The organism is Allokutzneria albata (genome assembly GCF_900103775.1).
GTDB lineage: Bacteria > Actinomycetota > Actinomycetes > Mycobacteriales > Pseudonocardiaceae > Allokutzneria > Allokutzneria albata.
Genome location: NZ_LT629701.1, coordinates 6,575,019 through 6,594,562 on the forward strand (window position 1 = coordinate 6,575,019; position 19,544 = coordinate 6,594,562).

16 protein-coding genes are annotated in these 19,544 nt (G+C 70.9%); 13 read left to right on the plus strand and 3 right to left on the minus strand.

Annotated features, from left to right (window positions below):
• Nucleotides 1-10 precede the first annotated feature (10 nt).
• Nucleotides 11-1,840 carry a glycoside hydrolase family 3 protein gene (locus tag BLT28_RS29995; protein WP_407638763.1) on the minus strand — a complete coding sequence of 610 codons (1,830 nt, stop codon included), beginning with the start codon at nucleotides 1,838-1,840 and terminating at the stop codon, nucleotides 11-13.
• A gap of 624 nt (nucleotides 1,841-2,464) precedes the next feature.
• On the minus strand, nucleotides 2,465-3,319 hold the full coding sequence (locus BLT28_RS30000) for an HAD family hydrolase (protein ID WP_052407016.1): 855 nt from the start codon (nucleotides 3,317-3,319) through the stop codon (nucleotides 2,465-2,467).
• Nucleotides 3,320-3,931: 612 nt separating this feature from the next.
• Between BLT28_RS30000 and ssd the strand changes: the two genes are divergently transcribed.
• The 8 genes from ssd to BLT28_RS30040 all read left to right on the plus strand — a co-directional run bounded on the left by ssd (nucleotide 3,932) and on the right by BLT28_RS30040 (nucleotide 9,568).
• Complete coding sequence (gene ssd / locus BLT28_RS30005; RefSeq protein ID WP_043810615.1) at nucleotides 3,932-5,002, plus strand: septum site-determining protein Ssd; 1,071 nt, start codon at nucleotides 3,932-3,934, stop codon at nucleotides 5,000-5,002.
• The gene (locus tag BLT28_RS30010; RefSeq protein WP_043810617.1) at nucleotides 4,999-6,195 is read left to right on the plus strand and encodes a TadA family conjugal transfer-associated ATPase; all 1,197 of its coding nucleotides are present in this window, start codon (nucleotides 4,999-5,001) and stop codon (nucleotides 6,193-6,195) included. Before ssd ends, BLT28_RS30010 begins: the two co-directional genes overlap by 4 nt.
• Nucleotides 6,162-6,971: a type II secretion system F family protein gene (locus tag BLT28_RS30015; protein ID WP_030428202.1), complete on the plus strand. Its 810-nt coding sequence runs from the start codon at nucleotides 6,162-6,164 to the stop codon at nucleotides 6,969-6,971. The genes BLT28_RS30010 and BLT28_RS30015 overlap by 34 nt, the downstream gene beginning before the upstream one ends.
• A complete protein-coding gene (locus BLT28_RS42210; RefSeq protein ID WP_081900111.1) occupies nucleotides 6,968-7,705 on the plus strand; it encodes a type II secretion system F family protein in 738 nt (245 codons plus the stop codon). The genes BLT28_RS30015 and BLT28_RS42210 overlap by 4 nt, the downstream gene beginning before the upstream one ends.
• A 38-nt stretch (nucleotides 7,706-7,743) precedes the next feature.
• Nucleotides 7,744-7,986 carry a DUF4244 domain-containing protein gene (locus BLT28_RS42625; protein WP_081900134.1) on the plus strand — a complete coding sequence of 81 codons (243 nt, stop codon included), beginning with the start codon at nucleotides 7,744-7,746 and terminating at the stop codon, nucleotides 7,984-7,986.
• A 2-nt stretch (nucleotides 7,987-7,988) separates the two neighbouring features.
• Entirely contained in the window at nucleotides 7,989-8,342 is a 354-nt protein-coding gene (locus BLT28_RS30030; protein WP_030428205.1) for a TadE family type IV pilus minor pilin, read from the plus strand.
• On the plus strand, nucleotides 8,339-8,695 hold the full coding sequence (locus tag BLT28_RS30035) for an Rv3654c family TadE-like protein (RefSeq protein ID WP_030428309.1): 357 nt from the start codon (nucleotides 8,339-8,341) through the stop codon (nucleotides 8,693-8,695). Before BLT28_RS30030 ends, BLT28_RS30035 begins: the two co-directional genes overlap by 4 nt.
• 252 nt (nucleotides 8,696-8,947) lie before the next feature.
• A complete protein-coding gene (locus BLT28_RS30040; protein ID WP_043810620.1) occupies nucleotides 8,948-9,568 on the plus strand; it encodes a bifunctional DNA primase/polymerase in 621 nt (206 codons plus the stop codon).
• On the opposite strand, the gene BLT28_RS30045 is transcribed toward BLT28_RS30040, so the two are convergent.
• Nucleotides 9,552-11,906, minus strand: a complete 2,355-nt coding sequence (locus BLT28_RS30045; protein WP_030428207.1) for a DEAD/DEAH box helicase — start codon at nucleotides 11,904-11,906, stop codon at nucleotides 9,552-9,554. The genes BLT28_RS30040 and BLT28_RS30045 overlap by 17 nt on opposite strands.
• Before the next feature lie 299 nt (nucleotides 11,907-12,205).
• Between BLT28_RS30045 and BLT28_RS30050 the strand changes: the two genes are divergently transcribed.
• The 5 genes from BLT28_RS30050 (at nucleotide 12,206) to BLT28_RS30070 (ending at nucleotide 19,505) form a co-directional block, all read left to right on the plus strand.
• A complete protein-coding gene (locus tag BLT28_RS30050) occupies nucleotides 12,206-14,527 on the plus strand; it encodes a sodium-translocating pyrophosphatase (RefSeq protein WP_030428208.1) in 2,322 nt (773 codons plus the stop codon).
• 178 nt (nucleotides 14,528-14,705) lie between these two features.
• Nucleotides 14,706-15,323 carry a hypothetical protein gene (locus BLT28_RS30055; protein ID WP_030428209.1) on the plus strand — a complete coding sequence of 206 codons (618 nt, stop codon included), beginning with the start codon at nucleotides 14,706-14,708 and terminating at the stop codon, nucleotides 15,321-15,323.
• A gap of 109 nt (nucleotides 15,324-15,432) precedes the next feature.
• Nucleotides 15,433-16,023 (plus strand): hypothetical protein, encoded by a 591-nt coding sequence (locus tag BLT28_RS30060; protein ID WP_030428210.1) that lies wholly within the window; start codon nucleotides 15,433-15,435, stop codon nucleotides 16,021-16,023.
• A gap of 163 nt (nucleotides 16,024-16,186) precedes the next feature.
• Nucleotides 16,187-19,003, plus strand: a complete 2,817-nt coding sequence (topA, locus tag BLT28_RS30065) for a type I DNA topoisomerase (RefSeq protein WP_030428211.1) — start codon at nucleotides 16,187-16,189, stop codon at nucleotides 19,001-19,003.
• Nucleotides 19,004-19,106: 103 nt separating this feature from the next.
• A complete protein-coding gene (locus BLT28_RS30070; protein ID WP_030428212.1) occupies nucleotides 19,107-19,505 on the plus strand; it encodes a hypothetical protein in 399 nt (132 codons plus the stop codon).
• Nucleotides 19,506-19,544: the final 39 nt, after the last annotated feature.

The window sequence follows — 19,544 nt, forward strand, 5'->3', positions numbered from 1 at the left end:
ATTCCTCCGCTTACCAGGTCAGGCCGTGGCCGAACGGGAACCGGACGGCGGTCGGGTCGGCGGCGCTGGGCACGCTGACCGGGAGCTTGCCCTTGGGGGAGAGCTCGCCGAGCACGACCTTGGCGACGGACTCCATCGAGCCCGCGCTGAACGAGTAGGTGTTCAACCACGTCTTCACGGAGTCCACGTGCGCGGCGTCGTACGGATCGCGCACGGCGACGGCGACGACCGGCTTCCCGGTGGCCGCGAGCTTGTTCAGCAGCTCGCGCTGCAACGGCTCCTTGGCCGCGCGGTTGGTCAGCACGACCACGGCGTCGTTCTGCCCGGCCGCGGTCACCGCCGACTCGATCGCCTGCGGCGTCGGCCGGAGACCGGTCGTGAGCGCGGTCGTCGCGACGCCCCGCGCGCTGAGCTGCTTCGACAGCGTCTGCGTGCTCGCGGTGCCCCACGTGGCGGCGGGGTCGCTCCAGCCCGTCACCAGGACCTTGCCCGGCTTGGTGCGCAGCGGCAGCAGCTTGTCGTCGTTGCGGATCGCGGTCACGGTGCCGTCGGTGACCTTCTGCGCGACGGCCTGGTTGCGCTTGTTGCCGACGAACTTCTCCGCGGCGGCAGGGTCGACGAGCGGCTTGGTGAGGATGCCGCGCTTGAACTTCATCACCAGGATGCGCAGCACGCTCTCGTCGATGCGCTGCTCGGTCAGCTCACCGGTGCGCACTGCGTTGATCACGCTGTTGATCGCCAGCTCCAGGTACTGCGGCATCAGCAGCACGTCGACGCCCGCCTTCAGCGCGAGCACGGGCAGCCGCGCGTCCGGGTGCTTCTTGCGCGCGCCCTCCATCCGCAGCGAGTCGGTGTAGACCACGCCGCGGAAGCCGAGCTCGCCGCGCAGCATCCCGGTGATCACCTTGGGAGACAAGGTCGACGGCTCACCGGAGTCGTCCAGCTTCGGCACCACGATGTGCGCAGTCATGATCGAGTCCACGTCCTTGGCGATGGCCGCGCGGAACGGCGGCGCGTCCAGCTGCGCCCACTGCTCGGGGGTGTGGTTGATGACCGGGAGGCCGTAGTGGCTGTCCACGTCGGTGTCGCCGTGGCCGGGGAAGTGCTTGACGTTGGCGGAGACGCCCTGCGTGGGCAGTCCGCCCTGGTAGCCCTTGACCTGCGCGGCGACCATGTCGGAGACGAGCTTGGGGTCGGAAGAGAACGACCGCACGCCGATGACCGGGTTGGCCGGGTTGACGTTGACGTCCGCGTCCGGGGCGAAGTTCTGGTTGATGCCGACCGCGCGCAGCTCCTGGCCGGTGACCTCGGCGGCCTTCTTGGCGTCCTCGGTGGATCGGGTCGCGCCGAGGGCCATGCTGCCGGGGAACTGGGTGGCGGGCGGACCGAACCGCGTCACCACGCCCTGTTCCTGGTCGGTGCTGACGAGCAGTGGCAGGTTCCCGGAGTCCAGCGCGGCGCGCTGCAGGCCGTTGGAGAGCTCGGCGACCTGGCGGGCGTTGTGGAAGCTGTCGGTCCACGCGAAGTAGATGACGCCACCGAGGTGGTAGCGCTTGACGACTTCGGCGGCCGTGTCGACGCCGAACTCCTCGCGGTTCTTCGGGTGCGGGGTGTCAGCGGTCTTGCCGTAGACGTTGGCGACGAAGAGCTGGCCGACCTTCTGTTCGAGCGTCATGCCGCGGAGCGTGGTGGCAGCCGCGCTCGTGGTGGCCGCCTCCGCGTTCTGCACGGGCGCGTCCGGGGCGGCGACGGCCCCGGGGACGCCCACCGTGGCGGCGGCGATGGCTGCTGACAGCAGCACCGCGACCTGCCTGCGGGGGATGGACTTGACGTGACGCAACGGAGCCTCCCGACGTCGCTGGCGGCCAATTCTCAACTGGATGCCCGGTAAGCACGGCAAGTTACCCACGGGGATCCTGGGGGTCAACGCGTGTGACGGGGCTGCAACGAACTCAAGTGCCCTGGTCGCCCGCTTGCCGAACAATCCGATCCCATCGCTGGTTCATCTGGCGCAGTCGGTGCAGGCTTTCACGAACCGTGCGGACGTGCACACCCTCTGTGGCAGGGAGCGAAGGTGGCACGAAAAAGGGGACGGCGCCCGTCGACTTGCGTCGAGGGCGCCGCCCCATCAGCGAGGAGGATCGGGGTACCAAGCGTGCATCTCGTGTCGTACCTGGTGAGGGCTCGGCGTCCAGCGTCCTGATACGCAGCCCTTCGACGACATGCCTCCCGCGGCGTGCTGCGCGTGGGTTCCCAATCTCCTCGCACGGAGCGACAGGGGGTGAACGGTACTTCTCTTCGTAACGTTCCTGGCCTCTACCGGTCCGCACTTCCCTTTGTAGTCCGTGACTGCCGTCACAGCAAGGGCACTTCCGGGTGCACCGGTTCAGCAAGGTCGACACGCCCCGCGCCAACCCACCGGTAGGGCTGCGCCTTCGGCTGGAAACCGCTAGCCCTAACAGGTTCAGTCGCTCTGTTCCTCTTGCCCTTTGGCCCGCCGCTGGTGCCTGCGGATGCCGTAGAAGGCGACTCCGGCCGCCGCGACGACGCCCAGTCCGACCGCGGCGGCGGCCACCGCCGTGCCCGACGGGCTCGGGATGCGCGAGCGCAGCGAAACCGGGTCGGAGAAGGTGAGCACCGGCCACCCGCGCTGCGCGGCGACCTTGCGCAGCGACCGGTCCGGGTTGACCGCGGTGGGGTGCCCGACCGCCTCCAGCAGCGGCAGGTCGGTGATGGAGTCGGAGTAGGCGTAGCAGTCGGCCAGGTCGTACCCGCCAGCCTCGGCCAGCTCCCGCGCGGCGACGACCTTGTTCTCGCCGTAGCAGTAGAAGTCGACCTCGCCGGTGTAGCGGCCCTCCGCCGCCACCATCCTGGTGCCGACGCTGCGGGTGGCCCCGACCATCTCGGCGATCGGCTGGACGATCTCCGCGCCGGAGGCAGAGACGACGATCACATCGTGACCTTCGGTCTTGTGGTCGGCGATCAGTTCGGCGGCTTCGGCATAGACCAAAGGGTTGACGATGTCGTGCAGCGTCTCGTCCACGATCGCGCGCACCTGTTCGACGTCCCAGCCGGTGCACAGCGAGGTCAGGTGCTCGCGCATCCGTTCCGTCTGGTCCGCGTCCGCCCCGGCGAGCATGAACATGAACTGGGCGTAGGCGCTCTTCAGCACCGCCCGCCGGTTGATCAATCCCTCCTGGAAGAAGGGCCTGCTGAAGGCCAGCGTGCTCGATTTGGCGATGACGGTCTTGTCGAGGTCGAAGAACGCCGCGACCCGGGTCTTTGCCGTCTTTCGCCCGCTCTCACCAGGAACGATCACGCGTTCAGCATAGGTCTCGTTGCGGCACCGCTGCCGAATCGTCACCTGTCGCTCGAACGGACGAGAGGCAACTTCTGGCGGCGGGGGGATACAGTAGTCACGTCCGGCTGTGCCGGACGGGTTCAGTCCGACCCCCCGGGACTGAACCTATGACGACCCCCGTCCCTCCCCCCTGGCGGGGGTCGTCCCATGTCCGGACCCGTTTCGGCCGGCCTTTCCGAGCCTTCCTCGCGCCCTTGGAACGTTCTATACCAACGTTATGCGCGGGGTGGAGCTCCGTGGTGCCGCGGATGCCTTGTGCCGCAAAACGGTTTCACGCCGAACTCACACACCGCCGCGACGCGCCGATGGGGACGGGGTTCGCCGAGTTCGATTCGGCGCCCGCCGGTTCTTCACTCGGGGTCGCGCGCGCGAGGGGGACCCCCGCTTTCAATTCTCTCGCGCCACACCGACATTTCCGCCGCCGCGACCACCAGGTGCGGCCGAGTTGTCCACAACGCACCCCGTTGTCCACAGATCGCCCCGACCCCATGGCACCCCACCCGATCCCGGGCGACCGTGGAACAGCCGCCGGAACTCACACCGGCGCGACGCGAACGTCAGGGGGAGACAGTGGACACGGCACGGCCGCTGGTGTTGATGGAGGACACCGAACTGCTCGACGAAGCACTGCGACTGGCCGCGGCGGCGGGTTGCGACGTGCAGCGGGTGCCCGACCCGTCCGCCGCGCGGCAGCAGTGGGCGTCCGCGCCGCTGGTGCTGCTCGACGACACGGGCCTGAGGCACTGCGCCGAAGCGGATCTGCCGCGCAGGGCGGACATCGTGGTGCTGACGGCGACCGAGCCCGATCCGGCGCTGTGGCGGCAGGCCGTCGAGCTGGGGGTGCACAAGGTCCTCGCCCTTCCCGAAGCCGAGGACTGGCTGACCGCCACGCTTGCCGACATAGCGGAAGGCCCGGGATCGGATGCGGGCCGCGTGCTCGCGGTGATCGGCGGCCGGGGCGGAGCAGGGGCGTCGGTGCTGTCCTGCGCGACCTCCGTGGTCGCGCTCCGCCGCGGCGAACAGGTGCTGTTGGTCGACTGCGATCCGCTGGGCGGCGGCCTCGACCTGATGCTCGGGGCCGAGCACGCGGAGGGCCTGCGCTGGCCCGGCCTGACACCGACGCGCGGGCGGATGTCGCCCTCGTCGTTGCGATCCGCCCTGCCCACCGCCGACGTGCGGGGCGGCGGCCTCACCGTGCTGTCCTGCGACCGGGACGGCAGCGGACCGGAGCCGGCCGCGGTGGAGGCGGTGGTGTCCGCCGGGCGTCGTGGTGGCGGGATCGTCGTGTGCGACCTGCCGCGGCACCTGCCCGCCGCCGCGCTCACCGCTCTCGATCTCGCCGACCTCGCGGTGCTCGTCGTGCCCGCGGAGGTCCGCGCCTGCGCAGCCGCCTCTCGGGTCGCGGAGCGGGCACTGAGCCGCGGGGTTCAGCTCCGCGTCGTGGTGCGGGGTCCGGCACCGGGTGGGCTCCTGCCGACCGACGTGGAGCGTTCCCTCGCCCTGCCGCTGCTCACGTCGATGCGCCCGGAGCCCGGTATCGACCGTGCACTCGACAACGGCCACGCCCCGGCACAGGGCAAGGGGCCGCTCGCCGAGGCCGCGGGGCACGTGCTCGACGTCCTCTGCGGAAGCCGGCAATGAGCGAGGACCTCGCCGACCGGGTCCGGCACCGGATCGCGGCGAGCACCGCGCCGGTGACCGCGGGAGCCGTGGCCGAGGCGGTTCGCGCGGAGGCCGGCGGAGTCATCGGAGACGCCACCCTCTTGCAGACGATTCGTTTGCTGCACCAGGAATTCGTCGGTGCCGGGCCGCTGGAGCCGCTGCTGCGCGACCCCGCCACCACCGACGTGCTGGTCGCTGGTGCCGGGCAGGTGTGGGTGGACCAGGGCCGCGGTCTCCGGCAGGTGCCGGTCGACCTGCCGGACGAGGAATCCGTGCGGCGCCTGGCTCAGCGGCTCGCCCTCGCAGCCGGGCGGAGGCTCGACGACGCGCAGCCCTACGTGGACGGTTGGCTGCCCGAGTGCGGCGCCGGAGGAAGCGTCCGCCTGCACGCGGTGCTCGCGCCGATCGCCGCGGACGGCACCTCCGTGTCGCTTCGCGTGCTCCGCCCGGCGACGCACGACCTGGACGCCCTGTGCGGGCTGGGAACCTTCGACCACGCGATGACGGCGGTTCTCAGATCGCTGGTCGCGGCGCGGTTGGCCTTCCTCGTCGTCGGCAACACCGGCTCCGGCAAGACGACCTTGCTCGCCGCGATGCTCGGCTGCGTTCCGGAGGACGAACGGATCGTCAGCGTCGAGGAAGCCGCGGAACTGCGTCCGGCGCACCCCCACGTGGTCCGGCTCGTGGCTCGCCCGCCCAACGTCGAGGGCGCCGGAGAGATCACGCTGCGTCAGCTCGTCCGCCAGGCCCTGCGCATGCGCCCGGACCGCTTGGTGGTGGGCGAGGTCCGCGGTGCGGAGGTGTGCGAGCTGCTCGCCGCGCTGAACACGGGGCACGACGGCGGGGCGGGCACCGTGCACGCGAACTCCCCGGCCGAGGTCCCCGCGCGCTTGGAAGCGCTCGCCGCGCTCGGCGGACTGCCCCGGGACGCCTTGCACAGCCAGCTCAGCGCGGCCATCCAGGTGGTGCTCCACATGAAGCGCGAACCCGGGGGACGTCGCCGACTCGCGGGGATCGGCACCCTCGTCCGCGTCGACGAGCGCGCCAGGTTCGTTCCCGTCTGGCAGCACGACGACGGGTGGAAGCCAGGCAGGTCCCTGCTCGCCGATCTGCTCAAGGCAAGGGAGGTGAACCCGCCGTGGTCGCCGTCGCCCTCTTCCTGCTCGCCGTAGGAATCATGTTGTGGCCCAACGTGTCCGCGCGACCCAGGCTCGCGGCGCTGTCCGGGGTGCCGAAGCGTTCCAAGTGGACACGGCACGGGCCGAACGCGGCGATCCTCGTCGTGGCGGCCGGAGCCTGCGGGTGCCTCCTCGCCGGGGTGGGTGGCGGACTCGCCCTCGCTGCCCTGTTCTGGACCGGAGCGAGGCACCTGCGGCGTCGGCGCTTCGACCTTCGCCGACGCGCAGCGGCGCGGGACCTGGCGGCAGCCCTTGAACTCATCGTCGGCGAGCTGCGGTCAGGTGCGCATCCTGCGAGCGCGGTCGAGAACGTCGCCGTGGATTCGGACCCCGAGACGGAGAAAGTGTTGCGCTCCATAGCTTGTACGGCCCGGCTCGGTGGAGACGTGCGGGCCGCCATCGATCGGTTCGCCGAAGCGGACCGCCTGCGTGGGCCGGTCCTGCGGCAGTTCGGCGAGGCGTGGAGCACGGCGGAGAACCATGGCGTGCCCCTGGCGGAGCTGGTGGAGGCCCTGCACCGCGACCTGAGCCAGAGGGTTCGGTTCGAGAGCCAAGTCGACTCGCGGATGGCCGGTCCACGGTCCACAGCCGCCGTGCTGGCGGGTCTGCCGATCGTTGGTCTGCTCCTCGGTGAGGCGATGGGGGCGGCTCCGTTCGCGGTGCTCGTCGGAACCGGCTTCGGTCAAGGGCTGTTGATCGCCGGATCCGTGCTGATGTGCGCGGGCGTGGCGTGGAGTACACGGTTGATCTCGCGGGTGGTGACTGCATGACGGCGCAAGCCTTGGCGGCGCTGGCGCTGGCGGCGGCATTGATCGTCGCGCCCACCGCGCCCGGTGCTCGGCCGAGACTCCGTGCACTGTGTGGACAGCATAGCGCCGTACACGACGCGGAGTCCCGAGCTGGGCCTCGTCGGCGGCTGTTGGCTGTGCTCGCCGGGCTCAGCGTTGGCGGCTGTTTCGTTGCCATCGCACCGGATTCCGCGCTCCTGAGCCCGGGGGTCGCGGTCGCGGCCTGGTACGGCGCCCGCTGGCTGCTCAGCAGGCAGGTGGAGCCGTCGGATGCCGATCCGTTGGTACTGGCTGCGGCATGGGACATGTTCGCGGCGTGCCTGGGCTCCGGAATGCCAGTGCCCGCTGCCGTGCGTGTCTCCGCCGACCGGCTTGCGGGCAGGGCCCGTGCAGCCTTGGTGGAAGCCGCCGAACTGCTCGCGCTGGGCGCGGCTCCCGCGATCGCGTGGCAGGCCGCGTCGGCCCTCCCGGAGACCGCTCGATTGGCCAGGGCGGCGCGGGGGACGGCCCGGTCGGGTGCCGCGCTCGCCCAGCTCGTCCGGGAACTGGCCGCTGCGCAGCGCGCCACCGCCGCTGACCGGGCCGAATCGCGCGCGCAGCGTGCGGCGGTGCTCATGTCCGCGCCACTGGGCGCGTGCTTCCTGCCCGCCTTCCTCTGCCTCGGTGTCGCGCCCGTGATCGTCGGCCTGGCGAACGGACTGATGGCCACCTGGTAACCGCGGTATCCGGAATGTCCGAAGTGGACAGGAAATACATGGAGAACTACCCGAACCCCTGGAAGGGGTGGTTGAAAGTGCGTTGGAAAGTGTTTTCGACTCCGCGGTCCCGCCTTGTCGGACTCGTCGACTCCGATGCCGGGATGGCCAGCTCGGAATACGCGATCGTGACCATTGCCGCCGCCGCATTGGCGGGCATCCTCTACGCGGTGGTCACCGGCGAGCCGGTGACGGCGGCCCTGGAGGGGTTGGTCCGGCGTGCGCTCGACGTCGCCTTCTAGTGGTGAACGACCGGGGCGCGGCGACCGTGGAGGCCGCCATCGCGGTGGCCGCTCTGCTGCTCGTGCTCGGCCTGGCGTTCACCGGTCTGCGTGCCGTCGCCGATCAGATCCGGTGCGTCGACGCCGCCCGCGAGATCGCCCGGTTGATCTCCCGGGGCGATCACGGTGGTTCGGCCGAGGCGCTCAGCAAGATCGCTCCGGCGGGGGCCGCGCTGACCGTTCGGCAGGACGGCGACAGTGTTTCCGTCGCGGTCGAAGTGGCGGCGCTTGGGCGCCTGCTGCCGGGCCTGCGGCTGCGGGGCACTGCGTTCGCCGTGCTCGAACCTGGCGTCGGCAGCCCGGAAACGGCGTTCTGACCAGCGAGGATCGCGCTGACCTCGGGTCGGCGACCGTCCCGGCGGCGGTGGGTGTCGCCGGTCTGCTCTCCGTGCTGGTGCTGCTGATCGGGCTCGGCTCGGCGTTGATCCACCGGCATCGGGCGGAGGCCGCGGCCGATCTCGCGGCGCTCGCGGCCGCCGGGCAGGCTGCCTCCGGTGTCGCGGCGTCGTGCCGCGCGGCCGAGCGGGTCGCCGCCCGGATGGGCGTCGCGATCACCTCCTGCCGGCTCGACGGATGGGACGCGCTCGTCGAGGTTCGGGCGAGGGCGAACGGCCCCCTGCCGTTCGTCGTACCGGTCGTCGCACGGGCCAGGGCCGGTCCGGCTGAGTGATCGACATGTGCCGACTGCGATGAGCGGTCGGTGAGCCACGGCGAGCGGCACGGAGATCCACTGTGATCGGCATTACCCCCGGAGAGGGGGTGCCGGTCGTCGCAGTCGAATGGTCCGCGAAGTTCGTTCCGTCTGCGATCCAGGTCTCATTCGCCGTGCCGTAGCTACCGGTTGTCGACGCGGGGTTACGCAAGGTGGCCGTTGTGCCGTTTGGTTTTAGTGGAAGCGAGAAGCAGCCGTTGGAGGCAGAAAATGGATTGGTCGGACAGCTGGCGCGGAGCATTCCGGATCGAGCTGCGCGCTGAGGCCATCGGCCTCGCGTGGCGCGGCTGGCCGGTCCTGCCGGGTACCTACCCGACCGCTGCCGGCTGGGCTGGCCGGGACGGCATCCAGACCGACGGTCCCGTTCCGGTGCACCAGGACTGGGCCGAGCGCGTCGGCACCCAGCCCGACCAGGTCGCCACCTGGTGGAGCGGCCGCCCCTACTCGCTGCTCGTGGCCACCGGCATCGTCCTCGACGCGATCGAGGTGGACGCGGAACTGGGTCGCCGCGCCGCCATCGAGCTGCGCGCGGCCGGCGTCGTCGTCCCCATCGCGGCCACCCCCTCCGGCAGCTGGCTGTTCCTCACCGGCACCGGTGCCCAGCTCCGCCGGGAGCTCGCCGTGCAGGGCGGCATCGTCCTGCACGGCAAGGACAGCTACATCCCGCTTCCGCCTTCGCCTTTCCAGCACGGCGTCGCCCACTGGCGGGTCAAGCCGCAGGTCTGCGGCTGGAACCTGCCGAGCTCGGAGATCGTTCAGGACGCTCTGTCCCTGGCTCTGCGCTCCGACGCCGTCGACAACGCTGCGCGGCTGGTTACCGCGGAGCGCTAGGGGATCGGTCAGCCTGCTCGACGCGACTCGACCCCACAACGGCGAGTACCGCATCGAGTACGGCGACCGCTCCCGCCTTGTCCAGCGGTTCGTTGCCATTCCCGCACTTTGGCGACTGAACGCAGGACGGGCACCCCGCCGGGCACTCGCAGGAAACGATCGCCTCCCGCGTAGCTGCTAGCCAAGGGACAATCGCGGCATGGCCGCGATCGGCAAAGCCGGCTCCCCCCGGATGCCCATCGTGCACGAACACCGTCGCCTCCCCGGTGTCAGCGTGCGAAGCGGTGGACACCCCGCCGATGTCCCAACGGTCGCAGGTCGCGAAAAGCGGTAGCAGGCCGATCGCCGCGTGCTCGGCAGCGTGTAGCGCGCCGGGGGTGCGCGCCGGTTCGATACCGGCGCCCCCCGGCGCGCTACCGCGCAACAACTCCTCCGACAGCGTGTACCAGACCGCCCGCGTGGTCAGGGTCTGCGCGGGCAGGTCGAGCGGAACCTGGTCCAGGATCCGGCCGGAGGGCAGCTTCCGCAGGTAGCCCACCACCTCGGAGGTCACCTCCACCTCACCGAGGCAGACCGACACCCCACCTGAATAGCGACGTTCCTCCACGGTGCGCACCACGGAGATGTCCACGACCGTCCTCGGTGCGGTCGTCCACTCCGGATCCTCGGCGTGCACGAGGGCGATACCGGCCTCCAGGTCGAGCTCGTCGACCACATAGGACTCGCCCCGGTGCAGGTACACCGCACCCCGATGCACTGTGGCGCAAGCGGAATCCGGGTCGACCGTGCCGAGCAGCCTGCCGGACTCGCCCTCGACGACCGCGATCTGCTCACCGCCGGAGCCCCGGATGTCGACCGTCCCGTGTGGACCTTCCCGGTCGGTCCAGAACCAACCGGTCGGCCGCCGCCGCAGCACCCCGTCGGCGACCAGCCCGTCCAGCACCGGACGCGCGGCGGGACCGAACCCGGCGACGCACTCCTCGGTCAGCGGCAGTTCCGCCGCGGCGCAGGCCAGTTGCGGCGCGAGGACGTACGGGTTGGCCGGGTCCAGCACCGTGGCCTCGACCGGGCGGCTCAACAGCGCGGCGGGATGGTGCACCAGGTAGGTGTCCAGCGGATCGTCCCTGGCGATGAAGACGACCAGGGCCTCGTCCCCGTCCCGCCCGGCGCGGCCCGCCTGCTGCCAGAACGAGGACAGCGTTCCCGGCCAGCCCGCCACGAGCACCGCGTCCAGCCCGGAGATGTCGACGCCCAGCTCCAGCGCGCTGGTGGTGGCCACCCCGAGCAGCCGTCCGTCGAGCAGGGCCCGCTCCAGCGCGCGCCGTTCCTCCGGCAGGTAGCCGCCGCGGTAGGAGTCCACGAACCGCGCGAGCTCGGGATCGACGTCGGCGAGGATACGGCGGGCGCCGAGCGAGGCCAGCTCCACGCCGCGCCGGGATCGGACGAAGGCCAGCGTGCGCGCGCCCTGCAGCACCAGGTCGGCCAGGATCCGGGCGGCCTCGGCACCGGCGGATCTGCGGATCGGCGCGCCGTTCTCCCCGGTCAGGTCCTCAAGCAGCGGCGGTTCCCACAACGCGACCGTGCGCCCGCCGCTCGGCGATCCGTCCTCGGTGACCGCCTGGCACTCGGTCCCGGTCAGCAGCGATGCGGACTCGGCCGGCCGCGCCGCGGTGGCGGAGGCCAGCACGAACACCGGGTCGGAGCCGTACCTGCGGGCCACCCGGCGCAGCCGCCGCAGCAGCAGGGCGACGTGGGAGCCGAACACCCCGCGGTAGGCGTGGCACTCGTCGATCACCACGTGGGTCAGCCTGCGGAAGAAGCCCGACCAGCGGGCGTGGGCGGGCAGGATCCCGCGGTGCAGCATGTCCGGGTTGGTGAAGATCCACCGGGAGTGCGCCCGCACCCAGTCCCGCTCCACCCTCGGTGTGTCACCGTCGAAGGACGCAGCCCTGATCCCGGGCAGCCCGAAAGCGGTGACCGCGCGCAGCTGGTCGGCACCGAGGGCCTTGGTCGGCGCGAGGTAGAGCGCCCGCGCCCGTTCGTCCTCGGTCAGCGCCGCCAGCACCGGCAGTTGGTAGGCGAGTGACTTGCCGGAGGCCGTGCCGGTCGCGACTACCACGTTCCGCCCCGCGCGCGCCAATTCGGCTGCCTCGACCTGGTGCCGCCACGGCCGTTGCACTCCGTCCCCGCGCAGTGCCTCGACCAGTGCGCCCGGGACCCAGTCCGGCCAGTCCGCGAACTCCGCCCCCCGGGGTGGGACGGAGGCGACGTGGGTGAGCGGGTGCTCGTCCGGGCCGGTGCCCGCGACCACCTGATCCAGCAGGTCACGCCCGTGCAGGCGCCGGTACGACGCGCCGCCGGGGATGTCCTGTCGTCCGTCCGTCCGCCCACGCACGTCCCGGAGTCTGACAGCAGGGACCGACAGCCTCGAAACCCAAGATCAGGGCGGCCGAGATGATCACGGAGGGTGTCCGTGTAGGGACGCGGTGAAGGCGCCTGTGACGTTGGCAATAGACTCCGCCTCCGTTGCATCGCCGGGACCGCGCCGTCCCGGCGGTGCACGTGCCTTTTCCGCGTCGGAGCTGACGCAGCTGGTGGCTCCTGGCGCGGCATAACCGCGACAGACCAGGAGGACGGATGTCCCGCCTCAACCTCGCCCAAAGCATGTGGGCGCAGGGCATCGAGCTCACCGGAGGTGATCGCGGCCTCGTCGCGATCGTCGCCGTTGTGGCTCTTGCCGCGCTCGCCATTGGGTATGTCCTGCTCAGGGAGGTCCTGGCAGCCGGCCAGGGCACCCAGAAGATGCAGGAGATCGCCAAGGCGGTGCAGGAGGGTGCGGCCGCGTACCTGAACCGCCAGTTCCGCACGCTCGGCATCTTCGTCGTGATCGTGTTCGCCCTGCTGTTCGCCCTCCCCGCCGAAGACTGGTCGGAGCGGTTGGGCCGCTCCCTGTTCTTCATCGTGGGCGCCTTGTTCTCCGCGGCCATCGGTTACCTCGGCATGTGGCTCTCGACCAGGGCCAACGTCCGGGTCGCCGCCGCGGCGAACGAGGGCGAGGGCGGCCGCGAGAAGGCGGCGCGGGTCGCTTTCCGCACCGGTGGCGTCGTCGGCATGATGACCGTCGGCCTCGGCCTGTTCGGTGCCGCGATCGTCGTGCTCGCCTACGCGGGTGCCGCCCCGAAGGTGCTGGAGGGCTTCGGGTTCGGTGCCGCGCTGCTGGCCATGTTCATGCGCGTCGGCGGCGGCATCTTCACCAAGGCCGCCGACGTCGGCGCCGACCTGGTCGGCAAGGTCGAGCAGAACATCCCGGAGGACGACCCCCGCAACGCCGCGACCATCGCCGACAACGTCGGTGACAACGTGGGTGACTGCGCGGGCATGGCCGCCGACCTCTTCGAGTCCTACGCCGTCACGCTGGTCGCCGCCCTGATCCTCGGCACCGCCGCGTTCGGCACCCAGGGCCTGCTGTTCCCGCTGATCGTGCCCGCGATCGGGGTGGTCACGGCGATCATCGGTGTCTACATCACCAGGACCAAGCCCGGCGAGAGCGGCCTGACCGCGATCAACCGGTCGTTCTACATCTCGGCGATCATCTCCGCGGTCCTGTGCACCATCGCGGCGTTCGTCTACCTGCCCGGCACCTTCGCGGGTCTGACCGGCCTGGCGCCCGAGCGTGCGGCCGCCGAGGGCAGCCCTGCCATGATCGCGGCCGTCGCGGTGATCATCGGCATCGTGCTCGCCGGCGTCATCCTGTGGCTGACCGGCTACTTCACCGGCACCGACTACCGCCCGGTCAAGGACGTCGGCAAGACCTCGCTGACCGGCGCGGCCACCGTCGTGCTCTCCGGTATCTCGGTCGGTTTCGAGTCCGCCGTCTACACCGCGCTGGTCATCGGCGCGGCGGTCTACGGCGCGTTCGTGCTCTCCGGTTCGACCATCGTCGCGCTGTTCGCCATCGCGCTCGCCGGTTGCGGCCTGCTGACCACGGTCGGCGTCATCGTCGCCATGGACACCTTCGGCCCGGTCAGCGACAACGCGCAGGGCATCGCGGAGATGTCCGGCGACGTGGAGGGCGAGGGCGCGAAGATCCTCACCGAGCTCGACGCGGTCGGCAACACCACCAAGGCGATCACCAAGGGCATCGCGATCGCGACCGCGGTGCTCGCGGCGACCGCGCTGTTCGGCTCCTACAAGGACGCGATCGACAAGGCGCTCGGTGGCGTCGCCCAGGGCCTCGGCCTGTCCGGCAGCTACGAGATCATCCAGCCGAACCTGCTGGTCGGCCTGGTCATCGGCGCAGCAGTGGTGTTCATGTTCTCCGGTCTCGCGGTCAACGCGGTGACCAGGGCGGCGGGCGCGATCGTCTTCGAGGTCCGGCGCCAGTTCCGGGACAACCCCGGGATCATGGACGGCACCACCAAGCCGGAGTACGGCAAGGTCGTGGACATCTGCACCAGGGACTCGCTGCGCGAGCTGGCCACCCCCGGCCTGCTGGCGGTGCTGGCCCCGATCGCGGTCGGCTTCGGCCTCGGCGTCGGCCCGCTGGCCGGCTACCTGGCGGGCGCCATCGCCACCGGCACCCTGATGGCGGTCTTCCTCGCCAACTCCGGTGGCGCGTGGGACAACGCGAAGAAGCTGGTCGAGGACGGCAACCACGGTGGCAAGGGCTCCGACGCCCACGCCGCGACCGTCATCGGTGACACCGTCGGTGACCCGTTCAAGGACACCGCGGGCCCGGCGATCAACCCGCTGATCAAGGTCATGAACCTGGTGTCGGTGCTGATCGCGCCGGCCATCGTGACCCTGTCCATCGGTGAGAGCGCCTCGCCCGGCGTGCGCGCCGTGATCGCCGTCGTCGCGGTCCTGGTGATCGTCGGCGCGGTGCTGGTCTCCAAGCGCCGTCCGACGTCCATCGCGGACGACAAGGCCTCCGAGGACGCGGCGAGCACCACCGCCTGATCCTCGTCGGCATCACTCGGCCCACTCTGGGAACACTCCCGGGGTGGGCCGAGTTGTTCTCGGGTGCAGACCTGAATTTAGTAACTCGTCCGGGGGTACCCCGCCATGAGAGTGTCAGTGGGTGCCGGTAACTTCCGGATCAGTTGCTGAAGATCACTGAAGCGCTGGGGGTAATCAGGTGGATCGCAAGCTTCTGGTGGTGACAGTCGCCGCGGGTGTGCTCGCGGCAGTGGTGGGCTGCGCGCGCGGGGGCGCCGAGGTCGCCGCGGGGGAGCGGCCCGCGGACGCCACCACGGTCGGCGTGCGCAAGGCCCCGGTGAGCAGCTGGGCCGCCTCCACCTGCACCGGGTTCGTCGACACGCTCAAGACCATCGCCACCTTCATCGACTACGACCCCACCGCCCACGGCTCCACCGAGCGGGCCAAGCGCGCGGCGTTGGACCTGCTCAACGCGGCCATCAAGCGGACTTCGGAGATCAAGAAGAAGCTGGCCGACGGCGGTGCGCCGGACGTGGCCGACGGTGAGCGGATCCAGCAGCTGCTCCTCACCGACTTCGCCGGGCAGATCGGTGTGTTCGAGACCTCGCGCAGGGACACCGAGGCGATCGACCCGGCGGCGCCGAACTTCACCGAGTCGGTGATGCGGGCGCTCAGCGGTGAGGGCAACCCGGCCGCGCAGGGCGAGCCGAAGGTGCTCGCGGTGCTGGAGAACACTCCGGAGATCAAGCAGGCGATGGCCGCGCACGCGTCCTGCCGCGACCTCCGGGGCGCGCTGACCGGTCAGAGCACCCTGTAGGGGTTCGACCGGCGTAGCTCGCACGACGTCATCCGGAAGGGCGAAATCGTCTCCTCGCTGTGCGTGATCACAGCTCCCCCGATTCGAACACTTGTTCTACGCTGCCCGCGTGGGGCAGCTGTCCTTCTACTCGGCCGAGGCCGCGCCGCCCGCCCTGGGCGACCTGGCCGGGCTGCTGTGCGCGCCGGGCCGGGTGACCGGGTTCGGGCGGGGAACCGCCGCGCGGGTCTCGATCGAGCTGGCTGACCGGTGGCGCGCGGGCGCGCTGGCCACCGTGTGCGCCGAACTCGGTGTGCTGACCCGTCTTGGCTGGTCGGAGCGAGGGCTGCCGGAGCTCGGCAGCCCGTTCCGGGCCGATCTCACCGGGCTGGCCGCTGCCTGGTCGCATGGCGGGACCAAGCGGGTCCCGGTTAGCTTCACCCTCGACGGGCGGGTGCTGCGGGTGTGGGCGCTGGCCGCCGGGCGGTGGGAGGGCTCGGCGTACCTGCTCGGGCTGGATCCGACAGCGCCGGAGACCCGTGGTCCACTGCTGGGGGTCTTGACCGCGGCCGGTCTGACGGCGACGGTGATCGCCGCCAGTGACGGCGAACCCGCGCTGCGGATCACCGGACGGAGGCGACTCGCGCGGCTCGCCGAGCTTGTCGGACCGGTCCCCTCGGGGGCCGTCCCCGGGGAATGGCCTGTTCGACTGGGTGGCTGACCTGGGAATCCGGCGTCCGGCGAGCGTGTTCACAGGGTAAGTACGACGGGGCCTGTTCCCGGGTGTGCCACTCTGTCAGCTCACCCGCAACACCGAGGGTGACTGCGCTCGGTGCACACTTGCGAACCGGGACGTACTACAGGGACGAGAGAGCGGTATAAGCGTGGCAGGGTCGACACGGGCGAAGAAGGACGGCGGTGACGGAGGCTCGGGCAACCGTCGCCTGGTGATCGTCGAGTCACCGGCGAAGGCGCGCAAAATCGCCTCCTACCTGGGCAGGAACTTCGTGGTGGAGTCATCGCGAGGGCACATCCGCGACCTGCCGAGGGGTGCCGCCGACGTACCGGCCAAGTACAAGGGCGAGGCGTGGGCCCGGCTCGGCGTCGACGTGGAGAACGACTTCGAGCCGCTCTACATCGTCACCCCGGACAAGAAGTCCACCGTGTCCGAGCTCAAGGAGGCGCTCAAGAGCGTCGACGAGCTCTACCTCGCGACAGACGGTGACCGCGAGGGCGAGGCCATCGCGTGGCACCTGATGCAGACCCTCAAGCCCAAGGTCCCGGTGCGGCGGATGGTCTTCCACGAGATCACCGAGCCCGCGATCCGCGCCGCCGCTGCCAACCCGCGCGACCTGGACCAGCACCTCGTCGACGCCCAGGAGACCCGCCGCATCCTGGACCGGCTCTACGGCTACGAGGTCAGCCCCGTGCTGTGGAAGAAGGTCATGCCGAAGCTCTCGGCTGGCCGTGTGCAGTCGGTGGCGACCAGGATCGTGGTGGAGCGCGAGCGCGAGCGGATCCGCTTCGTCCCCGCCTCGTACTGGGACATCTCCGCGGTCATGGAGACCAAGAAGTCCGACGGGGACTCGGCCAACCCGCGGTCGTTCGGCACCCGCCTGGTCTCCGTCGACGGCACGCGCCTGGCCACCGGCCGCGACTTCGGGCCAGACGGAAACCTCCGCTCCGGTGCCGAGGTCCGCACCCTGGACGAGGCCGAGGCCCGCCGCCTCGCCGACGGACTTGCCAACGCGGCAATGGTCGTCACCAGCGTCGAGGAGAAGCCCTACACCCGGAAGCCGTACGCGCCGTTCATGACCTCGACCCTCCAGCAGGAGGCGGGGCGGAAGCTGCGGTTCACCGCCGACCGGGCGATGCGCACCGCGCAACGGCTCTACGAGAACGGCTACATCACCTACATGCGTACCGACAGCACCACGCTGTCGGAGACCGCGATCGCCGCGGCGCGCTCCCAGGCCACCGAGCTCTACGGCGCCCAGTTCGTCTCGGACAAGCCGCGGCAGTACACGCGCAAGGTCAAGAACGCGCAGGAGGCGCACGAGGCGATCCGCCCCGCCGGTGAGGTGTTCCGCACCCCCGGCCAGGTGGCCCGTGAGCTGGAGGCCGACGAGTTCAAGCTCTACGAGCTGATCTGGCAGCGGACCATCGCCTCGCAGATGGCCGATGCCAAGGGCACCACGATGACCGTGCGCATCACCGGCACCGCCGCGAGCGGTGAGGAGTGCACGTTCGCCGCGTCCGGCCGCACGATCACCTTCCCCGGCTTCCTCAAGGCCTACGTGGAGACGGTGGACTCCGAGGCGGGCGGCGAGGCGGACGACGCCGAGACGCGCCTGCCGAGGCTGACCAAGGACGAGTCGGTCACCGCCACCGAGCTGACCCCGGACGGGCACACCACCAACCCGCCGCCGCGACTGACCGAGGCGAGCCTGGTCAAGACGATGGAGGAGATGGGCATCGGCCGCCCCTCCACCTACGCCTCGATCATCAGCACCGTCCAGGACCGCGGCTACGTGTGGAAGAAGGGCTCCGCGCTGGTGCCCTCCTGGGTGGCCTTCGCGGTGGTCGGGCTGCTGGAGCGGCACTTCGGGCGCCTGGTCGACTACGACTTCACCGCCGCGCTCGAGGACGAGCTCGACGGCATCGCCGCGGGACGGCAGGAGCGCACCCGCTGGCTGTCCGGGTTCTACTTCGGCGGCGACGTCGGCCCGGACGGCTCGATCGGCCGCGCCGGCGGGCTGAAGAAGCTGGTGGGCTCGTCGGTGGAGCAGATCGACGCCCGCGAGGTGAACTCGATCCCGATGTTCACCGACGACAAGGGCCGCACGGTGATGGTCCGCGTCGGGCGCTACGGCCCCTACCTGGAGCGCGACGGCGACAGCGGGGCCGAGGGCGACGTGCAGCGGGCGAACCTGCCCGACGACCTGCCGCCGGACGAGCTGACCCCGGAGATCGCGGAGAAGCTGTTCGCGACCCCGATGGAGGGCCGAACCCTCGGCACCGACCCGGTCAGCGGCAACGAGATCGTGGCCAAGGAGGGCCGGTTCGGGCCCTACGTCACCGAGGTCCTGCCGGAGGACGCGGGCAAGGCGAAGCCGCGCACCGGCTCGCTGCTGAAGTCCATGTCGCTGGAGACGGTGACGCTGGAGGACGCGCTCAAGCTGCTCTCGCTGCCCAGGCTGGTCGGCAAGGACCCGGAGAGCGGTGAGGAGATCACCGCGCAGAACGGCCGCTACGGCCCGTACCTGAAGAAGGGCACCGACTCGCGGTCGCTGGCCACGGAGAACGACATCTTCACCGTCACCCTCGAGGAGGCGCTGAAGATCTACTCCGAGCCGAAGAAGCGGGGCAGGCAGGCCGCGGCGGCCCCGCCGCTGAAGGAGCTGGGCAACGACCCGGTCTCCGGCAAGCCGATGATCGTCAAGGAGGGCCGGTTCGGCCCGTACGTCACCGACGGCGAGTACAACGCGTCGCTGCGCAAGGGCGATGACGTCGAGACGCTGACCGATGAGCGCGCGGCCGAGCTGCTCGCGGAGAAGCGGGCGAAGGGACCGGCGCCGAAGAAGAAGGCGGCGGCCAAGAAGCCCGCGGCGAAGAAGACGACCGAGAAGAAGAGCACGGCGGAGAAGAAGCCCGCGGCCAAGAAGCCCGCCGCGAAGAAGGCTTCGGCTGCGAAGTCCTGACCCGGACCGGGCAGAGGGGCCCGTTGCGGCCCCCCTGCCCGGTTGTGCGGGCTTGAGGGCGAGGCGACGGGGGCGGGACACTCGCCCGAGGAGGTGAGGGCCTGTGAGTTCCGATGCGTTGTTCGGCCCGGACGGCACACAGGCCCCTCCACCACCGCGCTACTTCCCGGACGCGCTGAGCGCGCCCGTCGAGTTCGCCGAACAACCCCGTATCACCGTGCGCCCGCCGGGCCCGCCCGATGCCGAGGCGGTCCAGCGCGCCGTCGAGGAGGCGATGGCCGCCGAGCGGGCCCCGGCACCGAGGCAGCGGCCGAGGCAGAAGCGGCAGACGCACCCGCAGGCACGGCAGCCGGTGCCGCCGGTACCCCCCATGCCTCCCGCGCAATCGCAGCCGCAGCAGCCCGTGCGGTCGAACGCCGGTTGCGGGTTCGGCGCGCTGATCTTCTTCGCGATCATGCTGCTGAGCATCTTCCTGAACGTGGCAGGGGAGCTGTTCCCCTAGGCTGGGCGCTCCGCTTCGGCTGACGCGAACGGGTGATAT